Annotated in this window: 17 protein-coding genes; 6 read left to right on the forward strand and 11 right to left on the reverse strand. The window is 51.3% G+C overall.

The genetic code is table 11. From position 1 onward, the window contains the following. Positions 1-12: 12 nt before the first annotated feature. The 9 genes from AB1757_03295 to AB1757_03335 form a co-directional block, all read right to left on the reverse strand. Positions 13-1,095: a hypothetical protein gene (locus AB1757_03295; GenBank protein MEW6126065.1), complete on the reverse strand. Its 1,083-nt coding sequence runs from the start codon at positions 1,093-1,095 to the stop codon at positions 13-15. Then, positions 1,095-1,796, reverse strand: a complete 702-nt coding sequence (locus AB1757_03300) for a DUF6084 family protein (GenBank protein ID MEW6126066.1) — start codon at positions 1,794-1,796, stop codon at positions 1,095-1,097. Before AB1757_03300 ends, AB1757_03295 begins: the two co-directional genes overlap by 1 nt. Next, positions 1,789-2,436 (reverse strand): DUF5947 family protein, encoded by a 648-nt coding sequence (locus AB1757_03305; protein ID MEW6126067.1) that lies wholly within the window; start codon positions 2,434-2,436, stop codon positions 1,789-1,791. The genes AB1757_03300 and AB1757_03305 overlap by 8 nt, the downstream gene beginning before the upstream one ends. An 87-nt stretch (positions 2,437-2,523) precedes the next feature. Continuing rightward, complete coding sequence (locus AB1757_03310; protein MEW6126068.1) at positions 2,524-3,411, reverse strand: NifU family protein; 888 nt, start codon at positions 3,409-3,411, stop codon at positions 2,524-2,526. Between the two features lie 185 nt (positions 3,412-3,596). Then, the gene (locus AB1757_03315) at positions 3,597-5,402 is read right to left on the reverse strand and encodes a nickel-dependent hydrogenase large subunit (GenBank protein MEW6126069.1); all 1,806 of its coding nucleotides are present in this window, start codon (positions 5,400-5,402) and stop codon (positions 3,597-3,599) included. Positions 5,403-5,418: 16 nt separating this feature from the next. Beyond that, on the reverse strand, positions 5,419-6,483 hold the full coding sequence (locus tag AB1757_03320) for a hydrogenase expression protein HypE (protein MEW6126070.1): 1,065 nt from the start codon (positions 6,481-6,483) through the stop codon (positions 5,419-5,421). A 231-nt stretch (positions 6,484-6,714) separates the two neighbouring features. Further along, positions 6,715-7,389 carry a response regulator transcription factor gene (locus tag AB1757_03325; GenBank protein MEW6126071.1) on the reverse strand — a complete coding sequence of 225 codons (675 nt, stop codon included), beginning with the start codon at positions 7,387-7,389 and terminating at the stop codon, positions 6,715-6,717. Continuing rightward, on the reverse strand, positions 7,386-9,038 hold the full coding sequence (locus AB1757_03330) for a PAS domain S-box protein (protein MEW6126072.1): 1,653 nt from the start codon (positions 9,036-9,038) through the stop codon (positions 7,386-7,388). Before AB1757_03330 ends, AB1757_03325 begins: the two co-directional genes overlap by 4 nt. Further along, complete coding sequence (locus tag AB1757_03335) at positions 9,035-10,105, reverse strand: hydrogenase expression protein HypE (protein ID MEW6126073.1); 1,071 nt, start codon at positions 10,103-10,105, stop codon at positions 9,035-9,037. Before AB1757_03335 ends, AB1757_03330 begins: the two co-directional genes overlap by 4 nt. 235 nt (positions 10,106-10,340) lie before the next feature. Between AB1757_03335 and AB1757_03340 the strand changes: the two genes are divergently transcribed. The 3 genes from AB1757_03340 to AB1757_03350 all read left to right on the forward strand — a co-directional run bounded on the left by AB1757_03340 (position 10,341) and on the right by AB1757_03350 (position 14,909). Then, complete coding sequence (locus tag AB1757_03340; GenBank protein MEW6126074.1) at positions 10,341-12,356, forward strand: DUF1800 domain-containing protein; 2,016 nt, start codon at positions 10,341-10,343, stop codon at positions 12,354-12,356. Between the two features lie 105 nt (positions 12,357-12,461). Next, positions 12,462-13,712, forward strand: a complete 1,251-nt coding sequence (locus AB1757_03345) for a DUF1501 domain-containing protein (GenBank protein ID MEW6126075.1) — start codon at positions 12,462-12,464, stop codon at positions 13,710-13,712. A gap of 150 nt (positions 13,713-13,862) precedes the next feature. Beyond that, positions 13,863-14,909, forward strand: a complete 1,047-nt coding sequence (locus AB1757_03350) for a VWA domain-containing protein (protein MEW6126076.1) — start codon at positions 13,863-13,865, stop codon at positions 14,907-14,909. Positions 14,910-14,957: 48 nt separating this feature from the next. Here the strand turns inward: AB1757_03350 and AB1757_03355 are convergent, their stop codons facing one another. Beyond that, on the reverse strand, positions 14,958-17,126 hold the full coding sequence (locus AB1757_03355) for a winged helix-turn-helix domain-containing protein (protein MEW6126077.1): 2,169 nt from the start codon (positions 17,124-17,126) through the stop codon (positions 14,958-14,960). A 183-nt stretch (positions 17,127-17,309) separates the two neighbouring features. On the opposite strand from AB1757_03355, the gene AB1757_03360 reads away from it, so the two are divergent. From AB1757_03360 to AB1757_03370, 3 genes are all read left to right on the forward strand, one after another. After that, positions 17,310-17,891: a hypothetical protein gene (locus AB1757_03360; GenBank protein MEW6126078.1), complete on the forward strand. Its 582-nt coding sequence runs from the start codon at positions 17,310-17,312 to the stop codon at positions 17,889-17,891. A 79-nt stretch (positions 17,892-17,970) separates the two neighbouring features. Further along, positions 17,971-19,335: a hypothetical protein gene (locus tag AB1757_03365; protein MEW6126079.1), complete on the forward strand. Its 1,365-nt coding sequence runs from the start codon at positions 17,971-17,973 to the stop codon at positions 19,333-19,335. Between the two features lie 124 nt (positions 19,336-19,459). Then, on the forward strand, positions 19,460-20,269 hold the full coding sequence (locus AB1757_03370; protein MEW6126080.1) for a hypothetical protein: 810 nt from the start codon (positions 19,460-19,462) through the stop codon (positions 20,267-20,269). Between the two features lie 96 nt (positions 20,270-20,365). On the opposite strand, the gene AB1757_03375 is transcribed toward AB1757_03370, so the two are convergent. Continuing rightward, positions 20,366-21,388 (reverse strand): hypothetical protein, encoded by a 1,023-nt coding sequence (locus AB1757_03375; protein MEW6126081.1) that lies wholly within the window; start codon positions 21,386-21,388, stop codon positions 20,366-20,368. Positions 21,389-21,530: the final 142 nt, after the last annotated feature.

Here is a 21,530-nt window from a genome sequence, read left to right on the forward strand (position 1 = left end):
GAGAACCTCAAATCAAATTCGTTCGCGCAGCGCGCCATGCAATTTCATCAACTGTTCGGGCGGCAAACTTTCGACCCTGTCCAAAATTTTTCGCGCGCGTTCATCCACGGCGCGCATCTCGCGTTTCTCTTCATCCGTGAGCGTCATAATTCTCAGCAACAGAATTTCGTCAATCTCGGTTCCGTCAAACAAATCACCGTCGCTTTCCGGCGCGATTTGCGGATAGTCATAAAGAATAATCGGCGATGACAGCATCACCGCGCGCGCGCCTGCTTCGCCCGCCAGCACCGGATAGGTGCCAAGGTTTTGACAATCGGCAACCGCCTCGCTGAAGGTTTCCGGCGGTTCCAGCAGCGAAACAAATTCGCCGCCCTGCACGCCTAAAATCGTATGCGCGGAAGCCAGCGCGTAAAGCAAGGCTTCATCCCGGGTTTTACCATTGGCATCATCCAGGCGCGTCAAGTTGAGGAGGCGAACCGTGAGTTTGCATAAACGTTCCGGTGAATCAACCGGCAATCCGGTGTCTTGCGCCTGCAATTCAATCGTGCCTGCAATCGTCTGTTGTGTGCGAATCACCGCCCCGACAACCGCCTGGTTGGCATCCCTGAGCAGTTCGCGCTCCAGCTTTGCCGGAAACGAAAAAGTCAACTGCTGCGGTTTGGCAAGGAGTTCATCCAGTTGAAGGTTTGGCGCGTTGAATTCGCGCTCCGTTGCCTCTTGCCATCGTTGAAAAAACTGCCCGTCAACCTCCAGCGCCTCGACTGCTTGCAACTTTGTTGCGAGCGCCGACGCCAACTCCCCGTCATCACTTGCATCCGCAATCGGGGCATCCGCAAGTTGGTAAATGTCCCGCGCCATCAAATGCAGAAAGCGCACTTTTATAGCAATCGTGGTGTGCGCTTTGCTCAACACCAGACATTCGGTTTGCAGGCTTGAGTGTTCGCTGCCGCGTTGCGCTTCGCAATAGGATTCGGGCAGTAACGCGCCGAAATTGAAACGCTGTTGATTCTTGACCGCCGAAGCGCGATACGGGTAGAGAATATAGCCTTCATAAAGCACCGCGTCGGCAATTTTTTCCACCTGTTTAAAATTCATCAATGCACCGTTTCGTTATCATCCGTCTCTATCGCCTGCATCCCTGGGGTTTCGTTTTTTGGCGACTGCGCGGATGCCGACAACAACTGCTCTAAGGTTTGTTCCCAGGTCGGCAATCCCCGCTCAATTTTGTACAGGTATAAGCGGTCAAAAACATCGCGACGTAAACTGAGCCACGCCGTGTTCGGATAATAGAGATTCATCATCTCTTGCCAGACGCTTATCGGCAGTCGGTATTTCGCCTCTTTGCTCCAGGGAATCTGCGCCACCTGTAACGGGTGGGTTGCGCCGGCATAAAAAATCGTGCCGCTGAATTGCAAAACCAACGGCACCTCGCCGCTTTCAAGCCCGGCAAAATATTTGGTCGCCGCCACGTTGAAATCGAACGTGCAGGGAACCGGCAAATCAATCAATGCGCTGCCGGTAAATGACGGCGCAATCACGCTGGTATGCGTCCACAGCAAAGTTCTGAGGGTTTGATGCCAACGCGAAGGTTTATCAAATAAATCGTGCAGCCGTTCTTGCTCGGTGGCGCTGTAGCGACGCTGCGTGGTTTCTATTTGAATCTGACAGCGCAACGCGACGGTATGAATCGACTCCTGCGAATTGGCGTTGGTAATTTCGAGTTTAAAAATCAACGTCGGCGCAGCGGCATAAGCTTGGGCTTCGGCGGCGCGAATTTCAAAATGTAAATCAGGCACGAACCGGCTCCTTGATGGAAATTGCGCGATTTTGCAAATCGTCGAAAAAATCTCTGATTTCATCCCATACCAACGTCCCACCCGAAAGCCCGCGCCAGTGTGCGCGAATCAGTCCCGTCAGTTTGTAACATTGATCAATCGGCACCAGATAATATTGAGCAGCGGCAAACTGCCGCTCACGTCCGAGGCGATTGATCAACAACGCTTCAACGTCCGCTTCCATCGTCTGCAAAATCGGGTTCTGCGCGACAATCTCCTGCCAGGCTTCAAGCGTCAGCAACGATTCCGTAGGACCTGCGGGGCTTGGGTAAAACGCCAGCACGCGATTGGCAATCGTGCTGCGAAAAAAGAACGCCATATTGATGGGAATCATCAGGCTTTCCCACTGCCCATCGGTCAGCAGAAAATCGCTTAAATAACCGATGCGTTTGGGAACGCGACGAAATTTACTGTCGGGATTGCTGAACAGGATGGCACACGCCTCACAGGCACAAACCAATTTGCGGCTGGCAGGCTCAAGCAGGTGCTGATGCTCTGCGCTCAATTCGGTGTTGCACAATTCGCACCGTTCAAGCGGCGCGCTTTCGCGCATCAGGCGGCGCAACGTAGTGAATGGATTGTGGCGTTGTGATATATGCATGGAATGCACTTACTCTCATCATCAGGAGCCTCATTTTCACCCCTGTTCTCTGGCAAAATGAAAACCGCTGGCTCCCGATGATTAAACTCAATCAAACATCGGCAAAGCAATTTTCGCCTGTCCTTGTTCGACCAGTAACGGAAACGGCTCCAGGTAAAGATGCGGTTTATCTAAACTGCGTCCGGCGCGCATCACATCAAAGCGTTGCTCGCAAGCGGGACAGATGAGCGCGGTTGCTTTTAAAGCGGCGGTTTGCAAGGTCTGACCGCAATCGGGGCAGAGGTCGTTATAGGCATAATAATTTTCTCCCACCCGACAAAAGAGAATCGGACGACCGGAAACCTCTATGGTGCGCACCGCGCCTTCGAGCAAAGAAATCAAGCCGCTGACATTTTCCCAACCGTGGCTCTCGCCGGTTGCCGTCGTTTGCTGTGTTTGGGCAATGGATTTCTCCAATTGCACAAACGCCGTTGGTTGAGCGACCACGCCTTCGACTTCGAGTCCGAGAACATCGGGAGCCGTTTCGTAAATCGCCTCTTCAATGGCTAATTTCAGCGTCATCGCCGACGACGCGCAGCCATTGCAACTGCCTTGCAATTTCAAGCGAACCACGCCGTCAGTGATGCCGAGAAAATCAACATTGCCGCCGTGCGAACGTAAATAAGGACGCACTTTATCGAGCGCCTGTAGAATGCGCGACTCCATATCGAGCGGATGCAATCCGTAAAGTAACAACAGCCCGGCAACCAGATCGTCGTCGCCAAAACGGTCAATCAGTTCACTGCCGGTTTGCCCGGATTCAAATGCTATTTCCAGCATGCGCTCGATGCCTTTGCTGTGGAGTTCCATCACGGTTTGCATCAACTCGACGGCGCTGGCGCGTACATTCGGGTCGGCTGCCGATTCGATGGTGTGAACCAGATGCTCGATTTTTTGCAGTCGTTGTTGAAATTCTCTTTTATCGATTTGAGCCACAACCATGCCTCTTTTCAGGTTCGCAAAATTTTAATTGGATAACCCCAATTGTAAATGGTCGCCGCAATAAAATCGGGTCGGCTTTTTAAAGACGGTTTAAGGCACGGAGCTGAAAGTTAAGAACCATAGATAAAACTCCGTGCCTTAGGATGCGTGAGAGCGACTGACTCAGGACTCCCTCACTTTTAATAATTGACGCCGAACATGGGTGAATGGCGCGTCTCCAATGTTTTCCCGTTGCCTAAATACATATGCACCCCGCACGGCAGACAGGGATCGAAACTTCTTACGGCACGCATAATATCGATGCCTTTGAAATTATCGGGACCGTTCTCTTCAAAAATCGGAGTGCCTTGTACAGCATCTTCATAGGGTCCGGCAGTGCCATAAATGTCACGCGGGTTGGCATTCCACGGCGTCGGCGGATACGGATGATAATTGGCAATCTTGCCATCACGGATGACGACGTGATGAGATAACACCCCGCGCACCGCTTCGTGAAAACCACAACCAATGGCTTCTTCGGGAACTTTGAATTCCGTCCAGGTCTTGGTGCGTCCGGCGTGCAATTCCGCCATCGCCTGTTCGGCGAAATGCAGCGCGCAAGCCGCCGCATAAGCTTGAAAGTAAGTGCGCGCGCGGTCGCGTTCGATGGCATTTGACCATTTCGGCACTTTCCACTCGAATTCAACTTCCGGCATTGACATGGTTTTTGGCAAATAGATTTTCACGCTGTTGCCGGTGGCTTTGACATAACCGATATCCACGAGTCCGGCAAGCGCCGTCGCCCAGAGCCGGGCAATCGCGCCGCCGCCGGTATCCAATGCCAGATGTTTGGTGTCGCCCGGTTCATTGGCGTGATACCAGCGCGGCGACATTACCCAGGTATATTTGTCATCGAAATCGCGCTTTTGCGGTCGGGGAATCGTCGTTTGATTCCACGGGTGATTCTGGTCTACGGGATTACCAAGCGGGTCTTGCTTGACGAAAGTTTCAGCGTTTTCCCAGCCATCATAGTATGAACTGCCAAGCAGAATGCGGATGTTGAGATTGATGTCCACGAGGTCTGTAGTGACCAGTTTATTATCCACGACAACGCCCGGCGTCACGTACATGGCGCGTCCCCAATCGCTCATGTTTTTATAGGTGTAATCGCAAATGTCCGGGTTATTGAACGACCCCCAACAGGCAAGCAGCACGCGCCGCTGTCCGACCTTTTCATAACCCGGCAGGGCTTCATAAAAGAAATCGAACAAATCATCATGCAGCGGTACGACTTTCTTCATAAATTCGACATAACGCATCAGGCGGACGATGTAATCGGTGAAGAGTTGAATGGTCGGCACGGTGCCGACGCCGCCCGGATAGAGAGTTGATGGATGGACGTGTTTGCCTTCCATCAAACAGAACATTTCGCGGGTATAGCGACTGGTTTGCAAAGCTTCGCGATAAAAAGCCCCGGTGAACGGATTGAGCGCCGTCATAATGTCGGAAATTTTGCGATAGCCATGAATATCGGCGTGCGGCGCGTCGGTCTTCTTGGCTTTTTCCCAGACACTCGGATTGGTCTCTCTGACCATCTGTTCACAGAAATCGACGCCGACCAGATTATCTTGAAAGATGTTGTGGTCGAACATATATTCTGCCGCTTCGCCAAGATTGACAATCCATTCGGCAAGCGCCGGCGGATGAATGCCGAATGCCATATTCTGCGCATAGGTGGCGCAGGTGGCATGATTATCACCGCAGATGCCACAGATGCGGCTGGTAATGAAATGCGCATCGCGGGGGTCTTTGCCCTTCATGAAGATACTGTAGCCGCGAAAGATTGACGAGGTGCTGTAACATTCGGCGACTTCGCGATTGTCAAAATCAATTTTCGTGTAGATGCCCAGACTGCCGACGATGCGGGTAATCGGGTCCCAGTTCATCTCTACTAATTTCTTTGAGGCGGTCGGCGCGCTTGATTTCGGTTTCGTCATTGTTGACATGATGTTCTGCTCCTTATTAGTAAGTTCTTGGGCGATAGCCGGTGGTTAGTTCGGCGCGCGTGTGCCGCCATTTCGGTTCTTTATTGAGCGTTGCATTGGTGAGCTTGCGCAATGTCGTGATTGCTTTGCCGTAAAGCCCGACAGTTGTCGAAGAAAGTTTCGCGCCCGGCGGCTCATCCATAAACGGCATGAACTTGTCGGGGAAACCGGGCATCGTGCAGCCAATGCAGATGCCGCCGACATTCGGGCAACCACCAACGCCGCCTGTCCAACCGCGCTTGGGCACATTGCAATTGACCACAGGTCCCCAGCATCCGAGTTTAACGATACATTGAGGCGCGCCGTATTCCTCGGCAAACTCGCCCTGCTCGTAATAGCCTGCGCGGTCGCAGCCTTCGTGAACCGTGCTGCCAAATAACCACAGCGGACGCCCGACCTCATCAAGCGGAATCATCGGCGCAAGCCCCGCCGCCAGATACAGCAGATAAAGCACCGTCTCCATAAAATTATCCGGGTGTACCGGACAGCCCGGCACATTGACAATCGGGATACCGGCTTTCGATCTCCAATTCCAACCGAGATAATCGGCAAGCCCCATCGCTCCGGTCGGATTGCCTTCCATCGCGTGTATGCCGCCATAAGTCGCACAGGTGCCGATGGCAACCACGGCTAAGGCTTTCGGCGCGAGCCGGTCAATCCACTCGCAAGTGGTGATCGGTTGCCCGGTTGTCGGGTCGGTGCCAAATGCCGCCCAATAACCTTCGCTCTTGATTTTTTCGTTCGGTATCGAACCTTCGACAACCAGCACGAAAGGATCAAGTTCGCCGCGTTCGGCTTTATCCCAATACTGCATGAAGTCGTCGCCAACTTCATAAGCCAGCACAGGGTTGTAGAGGTGAACTTTGGGAAGTCCGGGAATGGCTCCCAAAAGCACATCTTCAATGCCGGGTTGAGTGGCGGAAGTGATGGCGACCGAGTCGCCGTCGCAGCCCAAACCTGCGGTAATCCAGAGAATATGAATGTCGCTGACGGCTGGCGCGCGTTGCGTCACCCGACCATAGGGAATCGTCTCCGTTGCCATTAATGCCTCCTTTCCGAGACCGGTTAGTGATGTAAAGAAATTAGAGTGCTACTAAGCGTTAATGATGCTGAGTCCGAATTTCTTGTTTTTTTACAGACTGAAACAGCAACGATTGTAAGGCGAGGCGGCTTGGACGTCTATTCGCAACTCTACGTACTAGCCCTACGAAAATCTACGCATTTTTTGAGAAAAAACTACGTAGTTTTATGAAGTGATAAGTTAGCGCCGGATTCACTTCTTGATATCCTTTTCCATCGGGATAATTTTGCGTCGCAAAGCGTAGCGAATTAAGTCCGCCTGGGTATGCACGCCGAGTTTGTGCATGAGGTGCGAACGGTGAGTTTCAGCAGTGCGCACGCTGATGTTGAGGCGCGTGGCAATTTCGCTGTTGGTATGTCCTTCGACGGAAAGTTGCAACACTTCGCGTTCGCGTGTCGTCAGGGTTTCGTATTTATCGAAGGTGCCGGATTTCGCCATCTGTTGATAGGCTTCAATGGCGCGGTCGGATAACGGCGGACTGAGGTAACGATAACCGGCGGCGACTTCGCGCACCGCTTGAATGAAATCCGACGACCCCGCATCTTTCAACACATAACCCGAAACTCCATTGGCAAGCGCCTCCAGCACGAACCCTTCATCGTCATACATGGAAAGAATGATGACTTTGGTCTGCGGCAGTTGTTTGCTGACCTGTCGCGCCACTTCCAAGCCGTTCAATCCGGGCATCATTAAATCCAGCACCGCAATATCGGGGGTCAATTTCTTAATCAGTTCGAGCGCTTCCAACCCATCATCGGCTTCACCAATGACATTGAAATCGGCTTCACCTCTGAGCAAAGCGTGCAATCCTTGACGAACGATGCGGTGGTCATCAGCCAGGACGATGGAGATTTTTTTTGGCGTCATTTTTCCTCATTCATTGGCGAGTCGGGAGTGTCGCTGAGATTCCATTCGGCGACCACCCGGGTGCCGCTCTCTGCGGTTGATTCGATAGCCCATTGTCCGCCTGAAAGCAGAGCGCGTTCGCGCATCCCGGTCAGTCCGTTCCCCTGTCCGGCGGCAAAAACCGTCTCCACATCAAAGCCTTTGCCGGAATTTTCAATGTCAACGGCGAGCGTATGTTGATCAGCCCAGATGCGCACCTTTGCTTCTTGTGCGCCGGAATGTCTGGCAACATTGGTTAAGGCTTCCTGCACAATGCGGAAAGCCGCGGTTTCAATTTCCGGGGCAAAGCGTCGGCTTTCCAGTCCGCTATGCCCGAAATCGACGCGCACCTGAGTTTGCGAAGAATATTGCCGGATGTGCATCAATAAAGTCGGCAACAACCCCAGATGGTCAAGCGTCGCCGGGCGCAAATCCAGCGACAGTTTACGCGTGTGGGTCATCAATTCATTGACCAGGGTCTGCGCTTCGGTGAGGCTTGCGTGTGCCGCGCCGGTCGTGAGTTTGGCGCTCATCTCCAATTTGAGTTTAAGCCCGGTTAAAATTTGTCCGATTTCATCGTGCAACTCCAACGCCAGCTTGCGCCGTTCGGCTTCCTGCACAGCAATCAAACGGCGCGACAGGATTTCCATGCGCTCGGCATATTCGCGCAAGGCTTCTTCATTATGTTTGCGTCTGGAGATGTCACGGATGACGGCGATAACCAATCTGCCGGATGCCGCAGTTACCGGACTGAGCATGATTTCAACCGGAAACTCGCTGCCGTCTTTACGTTTGCCGTAAAGCGTCAGCCCCGCGCCCATCGGTCGCAGGTGCGGGTCAAGGGTGTAAGCGGTGCGGCGCGCCACATGGTGCTGGCGGAATTTTTCAGGTAAGAGGACTTCAACCTGCTGCCCAAGCAACTCGTCGCGTCGGTATCCGAACATCTCTTCTACCTGAGCGTTGACCCGTTCAATGCGCCCGTTGTGATCAACCACCAGCATGGTGTCCGGCGCGTATTCAAAAATCCCGCGCAGCATCTCTTCATTGCGAGAGAGCGCCGCTTCCGTCTGTTTGAGGTCGGTGATGTCAAAGCCGACGCCGTGAATGAACCACGGTCGCCCGTCGGTGTGGCGCACCATCTTCACTTCACATTGAAACCACACCACCCGTTCGTCGCGCGTCAGGACGCGATACACCGAATGCAGAGGTTCTCCGGTCAAAAAGGTTTGTGCCGCTTCGATACTCCAACGCCCTTTGTCATCCGGGTGAATCTGTTTATACCAACGCACCGGGTCGCGCAACCATTCTTCCTGCGTGAAGCCGAGCGTGCGTTCGATTTGTGGACTGACATAGGCTTCGCTGATGCCTCTGTCGAAAAACGCCATGAAGACTACTGCCGGAATTTGCTCGACCAGAATGCGGTAACGCTCGCTTAAATCGGGCAACTCTCTTTGCGCCTGCCCGATGAATGAAAGCGGCGTTTGTCCGAGGTTCGATTCAACCAGAAAAAAAACATCGGCAAGCGCGGTCAATACGCTTTCTGCTTCGCTGAGGTCGGCGGGCAAAGCCGAATCCGTATAGGATGGTTCACCTTTGCGGTTGACAGTTGTGGGCGGCTCATTAACGTTCATGACTTTTCATTGGTGTAGATTCGCGTGTGATAGCCTGTGGTCAATCGAGACCCGCGTTTGCGCCATGCCGGTTCCTGGTTCAGAGAAATCTGGGTATAGCGACGCAACGCCTGAATCGCCCGACCATAAGTCATCACTGCCTGAGATGAGAGCAATGACCCCGGCGGCTGTTCCATAAACGGCATGAATTTATCGGGGAAACCCGGCATTGTGCAACCGATGCAAATGCCGCCGACATTCGGACAACCGCCCAATCCATTTATCCAACCGCGCTTGCCAACATTGCACTGTACGACCGGTCCCCAGCATCCGAGTTTGACAATGCAATAACGCGAGCCATAGCTTTCGGCAAACTGTGCCTGTTCATAGTAGCCGCCACGGTCGCAGCCTTCGTGAACCGTATCGCCGAATAGCCATACCGGTCTGAAGGCTTCATCAAGCGGAATCTCCGGCGCGCGCCCTGCGGCTTGAAAAAGCAGATAAAGCAAGGTCTCTGTCAGATTGTCCGGTTGCGTCGGACAGCCCGGCACATTGACAATCGGGATACCGGCTTTCGATTTCCAATTCCAACCGAGATAATCGGCAAGCCCCATCGCCCCGGTCGGATTGCCTTCCATCGCGTGTATGCCGCCATAAGCTGCACAGGTGCCAACCGCCATTACTGCCCAAGCCTTGGGCGCGAGACGGTCAATCCATTCACAAGTGGTGATCGGTTGTCCGGTTGTCGGGTCGGTGCCAAGCGCCGCCCAGTACCCTTCGCTTTTAATCGCTTCGTTGGGAATTGAGCCTTCAATAACCAGAATAAACGGCTTGAGTTTTTCTGCCTCAGCCAATGCCAGCAAGCGCATAAACTCATCGGCATTTTCATAAGCGTAAAATGGATTGTAGAAATGCACTTTCGGCAGTCCCGGCAAATTGCCGAGCACCAGGTCTTCGATGCTCGGTTGCATGGCTGCCGTAAGCGCGACCGATTCGCCGTCACAACCAAGCCCTGCGGTTATCCACAAAACATAAATCTCGCTTGCGGGCAATTGACTTGCGTCTGTGACAGGTTGGTTCGCGTTCATTGATTCCGGTTTCCTCGTTGACAAATTACAGCAATAGTAATTCGAGTTGCGGTTTCGCGCCATCTTTCTGTGATTTATTTCTTTTTCTCCGCCGCGCAAAATATTTCAACTTTCCAAACCAAATGACCACCTCATTCGTCTAAGGTTTTGCAACGCCAAAATCAACAACAGGACTTGAGCAAATTTGCTGACGAACGGGTCAGTCAGTGGCAATATCTTTTTGAGGGAAGTGGTTATGATGAAAAAAGCTTTCACATTTAATTTAATGACAGCCAATCGGCGCGCGCTGTATTCAATGACTGCGCTGTTTCTGGTTTTCTCAATGATTGCATCCAATATTGCGTTGGTCGCAGCCGATAGTAAGATGAAAACCTCTGCAAACAAAGGACTCAGCGAAGAACAAAAAATTGTTCATCTGCTTAACCGCGCGGGATTCGGCGCGCGTCCGGGCGATGTCGAACGGGTCAAAAAAATGGGCATTGACAAATATCTCGATTTGCAACTCCACCCCGACCGCATTGATGATTCGGCAATCAATGCGCGGTTGAAACCGTTCGAGTCGCTTGATATGACGCTTGCTCAGATCAACGAAAAATACCCGAATCCGCAATTTTTGTTGCGCCAGCTTGGATTTAAGCCCGGTCAACAGGCAGCAAATAATCAAAACCCTGACGCGCAGGCGGATGAAAAAGACCGCCGCGAACAACGTCAGGCGGTGATGAAGTATTACCAGGAAAACGATGCCCGACCGCAGGCTTTTTTGTTGCAGGAACTACAGGGGCAAAAAATCATCCGCGCGATTTACAGCGAACGCCAGTTACAGGAAGTGCTGACCGATTTCTGGTTCAATCATTTCAATGTCTTCTGGCCCAAAAACGGTGTGCGCGCCACCGCAACCGATTACGAAATGAATGCCATTCGCCCGCATACGCTCGGCAAATTCAAAGACCTGGTGCTGGCAACTGCCAGGAGTTCGGCAATGATGCAATATCTCGACAACTTTCAATCGAGTTCTCCGAATATGAATTTGCCGACAGCGCGCAGAGGACAAGCCAATCGTCCGGGCGGACGTTTTCAACCGGGGCAGATGACCGAAGAACAACGCCAGCGATTGCAGCAGGCGCAAGAGCAATTCGCCCGCCGCAAACCCGGCATCAACGAAAACTATGCGCGCGAGTTGATGGAACTGCACACGCTTGGCGTCGATGGCGGCTACACGCAAAAAGATGTGCAGGAAGTGGCGCGTTGCTTTACCGGTTGGACAATTGAACGACCAAACGCCGGGGGCAAAAAAGCCGCAGGCGAATTTATGTTCCGTCCAGTGATGCATGATAGCGGCGAAAAAATCATCCTCGGTCAAAAAATTGCCGCAGGCGGCGGTATCGAAGATGGCGAAAAGGTTATTGAAATTCTTGCGAAACATCCGAGCACCGCGAAATTCATTTCAACTAAACTGGCGCATAAATTCGTCAGCGACAACCCGCCGCAATCGTTGATTGAAAAAGTCGCAGGCGTTTATATGAAGACCGATGGCGACATCCGCGAAATGTTAAAAACCATTTACACTTCACCGGAGTTTTACGCGACGGAAAGCTATCGCGCCAAAATCAAATCGCCGTTTGAACTCGCCATTTCAGCGATTCGCGCCGTTGGCGCAGAAACCGTCAACCCGCGTCAGGTGGCGCAATTTGTTGCCAAGATGGGACAACCGCTTTACCTTTATCAACCGCCGACCGGTTATCCTGACCGCGCCGAACAATGGGTCAACACCGGCGCGTTGCTGGAACGATTGAATTTCGCCTTGGCGCTCAGTTCAAATAAGATTGCCGGAACCAATGCCGACATCAACAAAGTTGCGGGCAAAGCCGATGCGAAAAATGAAAAACAGGTGCTCGATAAAGCGATTGCCGTATTGTTGGATAATCAAGTGTCAGCGCAAACCCGCGCGGTGCTTGAGAAACAATTGAAAGAAGGGGTCGCAGTGAAAGGCGAACTCGGCGATGAAGCGAAAATTCCAACCATCGCCGGAGCCGCGAAAGCCGATGAGATGATGAATGATCCGAATGCGAATCCGCGACCGCGACAGGCGCTCGGCGGCGGCGATCAGGTGAGCCGAGCCGAACGCAATTTGCTCGGCTTTGAAAGACGAATGGGTATTCAAAGCCCGACCATCGCGCAAACCCCGGTTGACCCGACCTTCGCGAAAGTATTCGGACTCGTACTCGGTTCGCCGGAATTTCAACGTCGTTAAACAAAGTATGAAGTGTGAACGATGAAATATAGAAGAACTCTTTTGTTCATCATTCATCATTCATCATTCATCATTCAATAAGCATTCAGCACGAGGAGTAAGGTTATGGCAATCACACGAAGATATTTTTTGAAGTCATCAGGGCTGGCGCTTGCAAGCACAGGAGTAATCGGAGTGCCGCAATTTTTACAACGCGCGGCGCTCGCGCAATCAACCGCAAGCGGCAAAGATAAGCCCGTCATTATTGCGATTTTTCAACGCGGCGCAATGGATGGCATTTCAGCCGTGGTGCCGTTTGGCGATAAAAATTACTACAGCCTGCGTTCACAAATCGCAATTGGGCAACCGAAAACCGGCGATGCGGAAACGACGATTGACCTTGATGGATTTTTCGGGCTTCACCCGGCGCTTGCCGCATTCAAACCGATTTATGATGCGGGGCAACTCGCCATCGTTCATGCAGTCGGCTCGCCCGATAACACCCGTTCACATTTCGACGCGCAGGATTACATGGAATCGGCTACACCGGGAAAAAAAGGAACGCCTGATGGCTGGTTGAATCGTTACCTGTCGGCGAAAAAAGATGCGCAGGCAACGCCGTTTCGCGCCGTCGCGTTCAGTTCAAATATGCCGCGCAGTTTGCTCGGCAAAGAGAATGCGATTGCCCTGACCAACATCAATGATTTCGGGGTGCGCAGCAATGCCACAGGGTTTGAAGCGCTCTACGCGCAGAACATGGCGGATTCGCTACACGACACCGGCAAAGATGCTTTTGAAGCCATGAAGATGTTGAAAAAAGCCAATCCGCAGCAATACCGGGCTGCAAATGGCGCGACCTATCCGAACACCCCATTCGGTCAAAGCCTGCTGCAAATCGCGCAGTTGATCAAATCGAACATCGGATTGGAAGTCGCATTTGCCGACATCGGCGGCTGGGATACGCACGCCAATCAAGGCAATGCGCGCGGGCAACTGGCGAATAATCTGCGACAGTTTTCGCAAGCCATTGCTGCATTGTACAAAGACCTCGGCGACCGCATGACCAACGTCGTCATTTTAACCATGACCGAATTCGGACGAACGATTCGGCAAAACGGTTCGGGCGGCACCGACCACGGACACGCCAGTTGTCTATTTGCGCTTGGCGGCAAAGTGAAAGGCGGCAAAGTCTACGGCAAGTTCCCGGGGCTTGCGCAAGAGCAATTGTACGAAGGGCGCGACCTGGCATTGACGACAGATTTTCGCGATGTATTTGGTGAAATTGCGGCGCGTCACCTGAACGCGAGCAACGTGAATTCAATCTTTCCGGGTTATGCGGTGAACCCTGCGAATTTCAAAGGGTTCATTAAAGGTTAATCGCGAACCGAAACATCAATTGAAGTGCGAATATTGAGTTCGCATCTCTTGTCCAACGTCAATTCTCAGAGGGACTCGCGCGAGTCCCTCTCACACTTTTTCAAATCAAAATTTATTCGACCTGCAAAATTTCGTTGAAGGATGGAAGTGATGACCTTCGCTAAAAGAATTCTATTTGCCCTTAATTTATTACTGTTTTTCCCGGTTTTTATTTTCAGCGCACAGGCTCAAAGCCAGAGCGAACCTGACGCGCCGATTAAACTCGGTTCAACCCTGGTCAGTGTGCCGGTGATTGTCAGCGACCGCAACGGGCGATACATCGGCGGACTCAAGGTGGAAGATTTTACGCTTTATAAAGATGGTGCCAGACAATCCATCGCGTTTTTTGCGACGGAAGAAGAACCTTTGAATATCGCCTTGCTACTCGATACCAGTCGCAGCACCACGGATGTGCTTGATGAAATCAAAGACCGCGCCAAAGATTTTCTCAAACAACTCAAACCGCAAGACCGCGCCCTGATTGTGACTTTCGATTACGATGTTCATGTATTGACCGCGCTGACCTCGAATCGCAAAGAGTTGGAGCAGGGAATTAAACGAGCCGGGATAGGCGAATATGTCGGCACCACGTTGCGCGATGCAGTGTTTGAGGTCTTCGACAAACACTTTAAAAATGTCAGCGGACGCAAAGCGATTATCTTGCTCACCGATGGCAAAGACCACGGCAGCAATGTGACAACCGATGAGTTGATGGACGCGGCAGCCGAATCCGACGCTATGGTTTATTCGATTTTTTATGCGACCAATCAACCGAATTTTCGTATGCGTGACCGGCGACCTTTTCCGCCGATTACCCGTCGCGGCGGCGGCAATCGCAGATTTCCGTTAATGAATCAGCAATTTTTATCGCCGCAATTTCCCGATAGAAATCAACGCCCCCAACGTCGCCAGCAACAGAATCAAAACGCGCAGGAATTTCTGCAAGAATTATCGAACGTTTCGGCAGGGCGTTTTTATGAAGGCGAAGTCAGCGATTTAAAAATGAATTTTGCGTTGATTGCCGATGAACTGCGGCATCAATATCGGCTGGGCTTTTATCCCGATGGCGAAAGACAAGAAGGCTCGACGCATAAAATAAAAGTTGAAGTTGCCAAACCGCAAGTGGTGGTCAGAGCGCGTCGCAGTTATACAGATTGAGAACAAAAGTTTATGCGCCGTTTTTGAGACCAGTGATTATCATTAAATTTATTTTGGCTGTAGGGATATGGAATAAACCTGGCTATTGTTTTTGTGCTGCACATAAACTAAGCGTTCGCCAACCAGATCGAAACTGAGTCCCCAGTGTTGCCAACTACAAAGCGACTGTTCGCTTTGATCTTGCCGATGATATTTCCACAAGCCCGAATGCCCCTGTTTGCCGGAAAAATAAAGCGTATTTCCATCTCCACTCCAAACCGGACAAAAGCCATCTTTGACGATAAGCTGGGGCGCAGATGCGCCGATTTCGATTATCCAGATGCCGCCGCTGATGTTCGGCGAATCTCTTGAGACGCCCGGTTGAGACCACGACAATCTTTGTCCATCGGGCAGCCAGCGCAGAAATTCGTACTCGGCTCCTGCATGAATGGTGGTATCAACCTGAGTGCTCAAATCGCGCATCAGAATTTTTTCCTTGCCATCGGAAGCTTTGACGATGACCGCTAATTTTTTTCCGTCGGGATGAACCGCTAACCAGGAGGCTTTGTTGGTAAAACTCGTCAGTAAAGTTTCTTCGCGGGTGAGGAGATTGACTTTTAATACTTCGGTGATTTGTGAGGTTTCATTGATTGATAGGAATGCCAGGTTCGTTTCATCAATCCAGCAAGGGTAATGCGCCTCGCGGGAGCTAAGTTCGGAACTCGCTTTGGTTTTCAGGTCTGTGAGATAGAGTCGTTTGCTTTCATCCAATTGTTCAACGATGCTGGCTAATTTTTCTCCCGATGGCGACAATCTGGGCGACAGATGAAATTGCTCGAAGGTGATATTTTTTGCTTCACAATTGTTTCCCAGGGTTGTGGTCATCAGGTTATTGACTAAACGAAAATGCTGGAAAATCAAGGCGCGTCCATCGGGGGATGCCGAAGGCGCTGCATAATCGCCTACGCCCGGCGTTAAAGCGGCAGTTGAACCATCAGCGAGCGCGACGCTGTAGAGTTGTGAAGAGCCATTGCGTTTTGAGGCAAAAAAAATGAACCGGCTGTCGGCAGACCAGCTCAACCCATATAGCTGTTCTTTATCCGGTGTGAGTTGTCGTTGATTGGTGATTATCGCTTTGCCATCGGTTGATGGGGTGACTTTGTTAATCCACAAATTGCCGGTGCCTTCATTGGGATTGCTGGTCGTGAAGGCGAGCCACGCGCCGTCGGGCGACCATCGTGGAGTATAAGCGTCGCGCATCACTTCGCTGGCTTCTTCCAACTTATCGGTCGGGCTGATCCATAGACCATCTCCTGAGGGTGAATGTTTGGTATAGGCAATCCATTTGCCATCGGGTGAAAAACCTGCGCCGCTGGCGTCTTCGAGGTAGCGTTTGGGCGGGCCGCCAAACGCGGGCACAATCCATAAATCATGATGGCGAACATCTGCTGCGTCTTTGCGTGGAATCGAAAAAACGATGTGGCTGCCATCGCCAGTAAAGACCGCCATATCGCCGCTCGGATTAATTTTGTTAGTGATACGCAGGGCATTGCCTTCGGGAAATTGCCTGATGAACAGGTCGCCAAACCCGCGGGTCTCTTCCGAAGATGAAACGTAGAGAATGAATTTTCCATCGGGTGAAAACATGGGTTTGCCACTGGAAAATTCTCCCGAAGTGAGTTGTTTGATAGCGGGAGTTGGCGCTTGACGAGGCGACAGGTTTTTGTGCGTGAATACATCTATCGTCGAGATAAACAGCGAAACACTCAGCAAGCCGATTAAACCGAGCCAAACCCACCGCGTCAACATCCGGCGTCGAACAGGGGTTGGCAAACGAGGCGCGCTCGAAGCGAGTGAATTCGTTTTTGCCATCAGGTCAGTTGATTGGGCATCGGCTATCGCTTCAGCCGCAGTGACCGCACAGACAAATCTGTAGCCTTGACGCGGAACGGTTTGAATGAAAACGGGATTGTCTTTGTCATCGCCGAGGGCGCGCCGAATATCGCGGATGGCATGGGTGAGCACGTCTTCGGTGACGAAGGTATCTTTCCAAACCGCATCAAGCAATTCCTGTTTGCTGATGATGCGGCTGTGATTTTCAACCAGAAAAATTAGCGCCTCTAAGGGTTTTGCGGTCAGACGAATGCGTTCCTGATGGCGATACAAACCGCGCCGTTGGGTATCCAATAAGAATTCGCCAAAACGCCATTGATGCGGTTGAGGTTGCGTCGTTTCCATAGCGGTTCCAGCCTCTTTCGCAAACTTCGGAATTTTTCACCGACTTTTTCAGGACATTTCACCAGATAAAACCTTATGGTGAAGATGTCCTTCACTGGAACTCCAAGATTAGCCGGCAGCCATTATATTCCTGTCGGCTTCCTTCAGGGAAGGACATTCTCAATTGCCAGGGCGGGAGGTTTTATGATTCAAGTGAATGGTTCTGATGCCAATCGTTTGCTCCTTTCCTTAGCGATTCCCCTCTTGCTGTTTGCCGGGATAGCCCCATCTCAGTCTGTTAGCGTCGCTTCGTCAACGCATCCGCTTAGACAAGACAATGGCTTCATCGTTGCCTTTGATTTATCGCCGGAAAAAGGCTTCAACTTCATTTGGCCCTACGAATCGATGAAACCTGCGCCTTACGAAACGGTCTTAATGAAGATTAAAAAGATGCCGCGAGTCTTTAATAAGCGTAGCGGACAAACCTGGCAACTCCTGGCTTCGCAGTGCCTGAAAGTCAACGGCATGCTCCAGAAACCGTTACGTATCAAAACGAATGAGCCGGGAGAACAGTTTGAGGTCAAACTCCGTCAAGGAAGGCTTCGCTTTTCACTGCGAATTCCGGAAGGGGCAATTCTTGATGAGCAATATCAGATTGCCCGCATCGAACTTTATGAAGTTAAACCGATGCGCAATTTTGAAAATCATTCGCGCTTTCGACCGCGAACCCTTTTATTCCGCCTTCTTCAGAGTTTTTCACCAACTTTTTCAGGACATTTCACCTGATTGAAAAATAGAGTACCTGACAGAAGCCGCCTTAATGTGTCGGGAGGCAGCTTTGTAAAACTACTGAGGAGTAAGAAGTATGAAGTTACCCATTTCACCAAAAATCAAATCTATGTCTTTCAGAAGCTTCATTGCGTTGACGGCTATCCTAGGCTTGCTGGCTATGGGGTATCCCCAATCAGGCAAAGATGCTGTTATCCGTAATCAGGCGCGTAGCCAAACCAAAACCGAGGGAGCGCGTAAAGACAAACGGTTGAGTAATCTGAAAGACCCCCAGGCAGTCGCCATGTTTATTCATCTATTGGAACGCTATGCGAACAACATTGCCGATAAAACGGAGATGGACAAACGCCTTGAACAAACACTCACAAAAAAGAAGTTCAATCGGGAACGTGTTCGGCAACTGATGGCAAATTTTCAGAGTATTCCTTTAGCAGAGCGTCGGGCGGCGTTCGGACAATATGGGGATATTCCGCTTGAGAGAAAATTTTCAAATCAAGAATATCAAACCGCTTTCAATCGTTTAACCAACACCGACATCAGCCGTTACCTGCAACGCTCGGAACCTGATGAGCGTGCGCCAAGAGTTCGGTCAAATTCAAAACATTCAAAAACCGAACCTCCCGATTCTGAACCCGCACCCGCTGATGTTGATAAGCGTAAACAGCAGCAAAAGAGAAAGCCGTTACAACGCCAACCTTTGAACCGGAGTATTCTCAATGGGTCTGAAACGCCATTGGTGACTTATGCCGGTTTTATGGCGCCAACTGATGCGCTGATGGTCAGGCAGGACGAACCGGCGAGATACAAACTTTGGTACGAAGGACTTCGCTGCCGTTCGGACACCGACGCCGATAACCTGAGCGATGCTGATGAAATCTACATTATTACGACCGTAGTAGATGCCAGCGGCAACGATTGGACGACGCGCCACCCCCGCCCACATGAACCAAACTGGTATACGGGAGTAGATTCCGATGAAACCCGAACCGGCCCGCGAAGAGGTTGTTGGGGAGGAGGAAACGGACAATTGGCACAGAACCTGACTTTGACCGTTCACCTCTTTGAAAAAGATGAGGGCGACCCCGCAGAAGTGGAAGAAGCCATCCGCTTGATGTGGGCAACCGCCGGAGCCATCTGTAGCGCCACAGCACATAACACCATCGTTCCCTGTATCGTCGGGCTTGGCATTGCGCTGGTCATCAATGTCGCGATCAATTTGTTTACCGGCGGTGAAGATGATCTGGTGGAAACGAAAGTTAAAAATATTTCTGCCGATGATCTGCGTCGTTGGGACAATGAAGACCCGCATCGTCGAGGAAATATTTTTTATCACTTCAGCACCAATCATCAAAACAATAATGATGGAGGATGGACGGATGGCGCAGCCGGCGCAGACTATCAGGTCTATTTCAGGGTGACATCAATCCTGCCCTTTGGGTGAGATTCATGCACTTGACTATCCGGCAAAAGGTTGAAGCGCACGGGGATGAAAATATTTTTCTTACAGGATTTTCATCCCCGTCCATTTACCAGGGTCATCAACCGAGTCACAACAGGAGGAGTAGATGAGACGCATTATTTTTATAGGATGTTTTTTGGCATTGTTATACGGTTTGGCTGGCACGGCGCGAGCGCAAATGCGGATTGAAACCATCGAACCGCATCAGGTCGAAAGCGGCAACGAAGTCACCATTCACGGAAGAAATTTTGGTAGCAGTCGCGGCAAGCGTCTGGTGATTGTGCGCGTCGTCAATCGCCAGCTTGATGATTATGAGATGGCGATTCTGGAGTGGCGCGAGCAGGTGATTCGCGCGCGGATTCCTCTCACGATTCCGCCCGATAGTTACGGTATTTACATCCGGGTTCCGGGGCGAGAATTTCTATCCAGCAATCGCGTCGCGGTTATCGTACGCCAACCCGCGCCGCCAGCGAGAGCTGCCGACTCCAATCAGATTCTCGATAATGATTGTCAAGCGGTCAGTACAAGAAGCGACGAGCGTTATGAAAGAAGCGCGGGGCGAGAGTGCCCACGCCCCATGAAGCATATCTGGATAAGTGATGCGCGGCTCGCGCACCCAAGTGGGCAAATTGTTCTGGGCGGCGCAGGACCCGGTCGCCATGACTTGGTCATCGCTTTGGTGACGGTTGAAAGCCTCAGAAACCGTCGCGGGATTTCCGAGCGTTTCTATCTGCAAAGGTTGTTGCAGAATTATGGTGGAGCGAATGGTTATTTAGGCGCGGGTATTCCAGAAAATCTTGCGCCCGGAAGATATGCCGTTGCCGTTTTATATCGCTACTCTTCACCTGAGAGAACGCGCCCGATATTTATGAAAGGCAGCAATGTTGTGTGGTTTGTCGTCCATAGACAGGAATGATGATGAAAGTTAAAAGCCGGTCTCTTAAAATAGAGACCGGCTTGAGTAAACCGCCGGTGTCATCAAAAACAATTTCTCCGGCAACGGACTGGCTCACTAGCGAAGATTTTTCAGTTGATTGATGCGACTACGCATGGCGCGAATGTAAATAGCGGTTTCGGATTCGCTAAAGCCACCGGCGCGAAAGGCGTCGCCGAGTTGTTTATCGGAAAGCCGACCGAGTAGATTGCCCATCCAACGCGCGGCTTCGACGCTGACATCTTCAAGGGCTTTACGGTTTTTGCCTTTGTAATTGAACAAAACTTTGCCGTCTTTGGTGCCGAGAATAAAGGTTTGTCCGGCGAAGTCATCGGGGTCGCCTTTGCTGCCGGCGGGGGCACTGCCGAATCCGGGAATTTTGCGAAATGCCGAGCCGGTTGAACCCAGTGTGCCGCCCAGATCGCCGACATAATAAATCTGCATATTGCGGTCGCCGCCGCTCTCTTTATCAGGACGAATGACTTTGTTGTTGATGTCTTTCAAATCCCAGTTGTTCAACAGCGCCATTAAGGCTTTGAGACCTTGCAACTCTTTGGTGCCGGCGAACTGACCACCCTCTGTCCAACTCCAAATCGGATTATTTTTTACTTCTTTATAACCGTCATCACGGCGTTCAAATCGGGTATTGGCAACGTCAAACCCGCCGCGCCCGTCAATCTTGGCGAGTTTGACGAAATAATCCTGGTCAACGTGATAACCGACCGCCCACACCAACCTTGTGGCAGTGGTTTCGGGGCGGGTTTCGGCACCGAGTTTCACCGTCCAACTGCGTCCTTTGGGGTCTTCGACCTCCATTTTTTCGGAAGTGCCGGAGGTCACGCGACGAATGAATTTGAAAGTATCGTTGGGGTCTGGCGCACCGGCAGCGCCGCCGGGTCCGTAAAACAGGTCACGACTTTCCAAATCGGTTGGCTCTTGCCACATTACGGCTTTGGCCTTTTCATCACCGCCATTTTCTTTTTCCTTCTTTCCTTGTTTTTTTTCTTTCGTGTCATCAATCGAAGGGAAGGCAACGGTTGTACAACTGCAAAGTAAACTGAAAGTCAACAACCAGACAAAAAATTTGTTTTTCCGTGGCATAGGGTTCTCTCCTTTCAATAAGCCTGAGAATTATATTGATTACGTCCGAACTGGAAAAGCAGGATTTAGAAAGAATCGGATTTATTTTAATCAATGAGTTGGAAAAATGAAAAAGGACAAGCACAAGACTTGTCCTTTGATT

This window comes from Acidobacteriota bacterium (genome assembly GCA_040754075.1).
Classification (GTDB): domain Bacteria; phylum Acidobacteriota; class Blastocatellia; order UBA7656; family UBA7656; genus JBFMDH01.

Coding starts and splice junctions, on each gene's coding strand:
- AB1757_03295 (MEW6126065.1), bottom strand. CDS start 1,095: ATGAATTTTAAACAGGTGGAAAAAATTGCCGACGCGGTGCTTTATGAA.
- AB1757_03305 (MEW6126067.1), bottom strand. CDS start 2,436: ATGCATATATCACAACGCCACAATCCATTCACTACGTTGCGCCGCCTG.
- AB1757_03315 (MEW6126069.1), bottom strand. CDS start 5,402: ATGTCAACAATGACGAAACCGAAATCAAGCGCGCCGACCGCCTCAAAG.
- AB1757_03320 (MEW6126070.1), bottom strand. CDS start 6,483: ATGGCAACGGAGACGATTCCCTATGGTCGGGTGACGCAACGCGCGCCA.
- AB1757_03325 (MEW6126071.1), bottom strand. CDS start 7,389: ATGACGCCAAAAAAAATCTCCATCGTCCTGGCTGATGACCACCGCATC.
- AB1757_03330 (MEW6126072.1), bottom strand. CDS start 9,038: ATGAACGTTAATGAGCCGCCCACAACTGTCAACCGCAAAGGTGAACCA.
- AB1757_03335 (MEW6126073.1), bottom strand. CDS start 10,105: ATGAACGCGAACCAACCTGTCACAGACGCAAGTCAATTGCCCGCAAGC.
- AB1757_03340 (MEW6126074.1), top strand. CDS start 10,341: ATGATGAAAAAAGCTTTCACATTTAATTTAATGACAGCCAATCGGCGC.
- AB1757_03345 (MEW6126075.1), top strand. CDS start 12,462: ATGGCAATCACACGAAGATATTTTTTGAAGTCATCAGGGCTGGCGCTT.
- AB1757_03350 (MEW6126076.1), top strand. CDS start 13,863: ATGACCTTCGCTAAAAGAATTCTATTTGCCCTTAATTTATTACTGTTT.
- AB1757_03355 (MEW6126077.1), bottom strand. CDS start 17,126: ATGGAAACGACGCAACCTCAACCGCATCAATGGCGTTTTGGCGAATTC.
- AB1757_03360 (MEW6126078.1), top strand. CDS start 17,310: ATGATTCAAGTGAATGGTTCTGATGCCAATCGTTTGCTCCTTTCCTTA.
- AB1757_03365 (MEW6126079.1), top strand. CDS start 17,971: ATGAAGTTACCCATTTCACCAAAAATCAAATCTATGTCTTTCAGAAGC.
- AB1757_03370 (MEW6126080.1), top strand. CDS start 19,460: ATGAGACGCATTATTTTTATAGGATGTTTTTTGGCATTGTTATACGGT.
- AB1757_03375 (MEW6126081.1), bottom strand. CDS start 21,388: ATGCCACGGAAAAACAAATTTTTTGTCTGGTTGTTGACTTTCAGTTTA.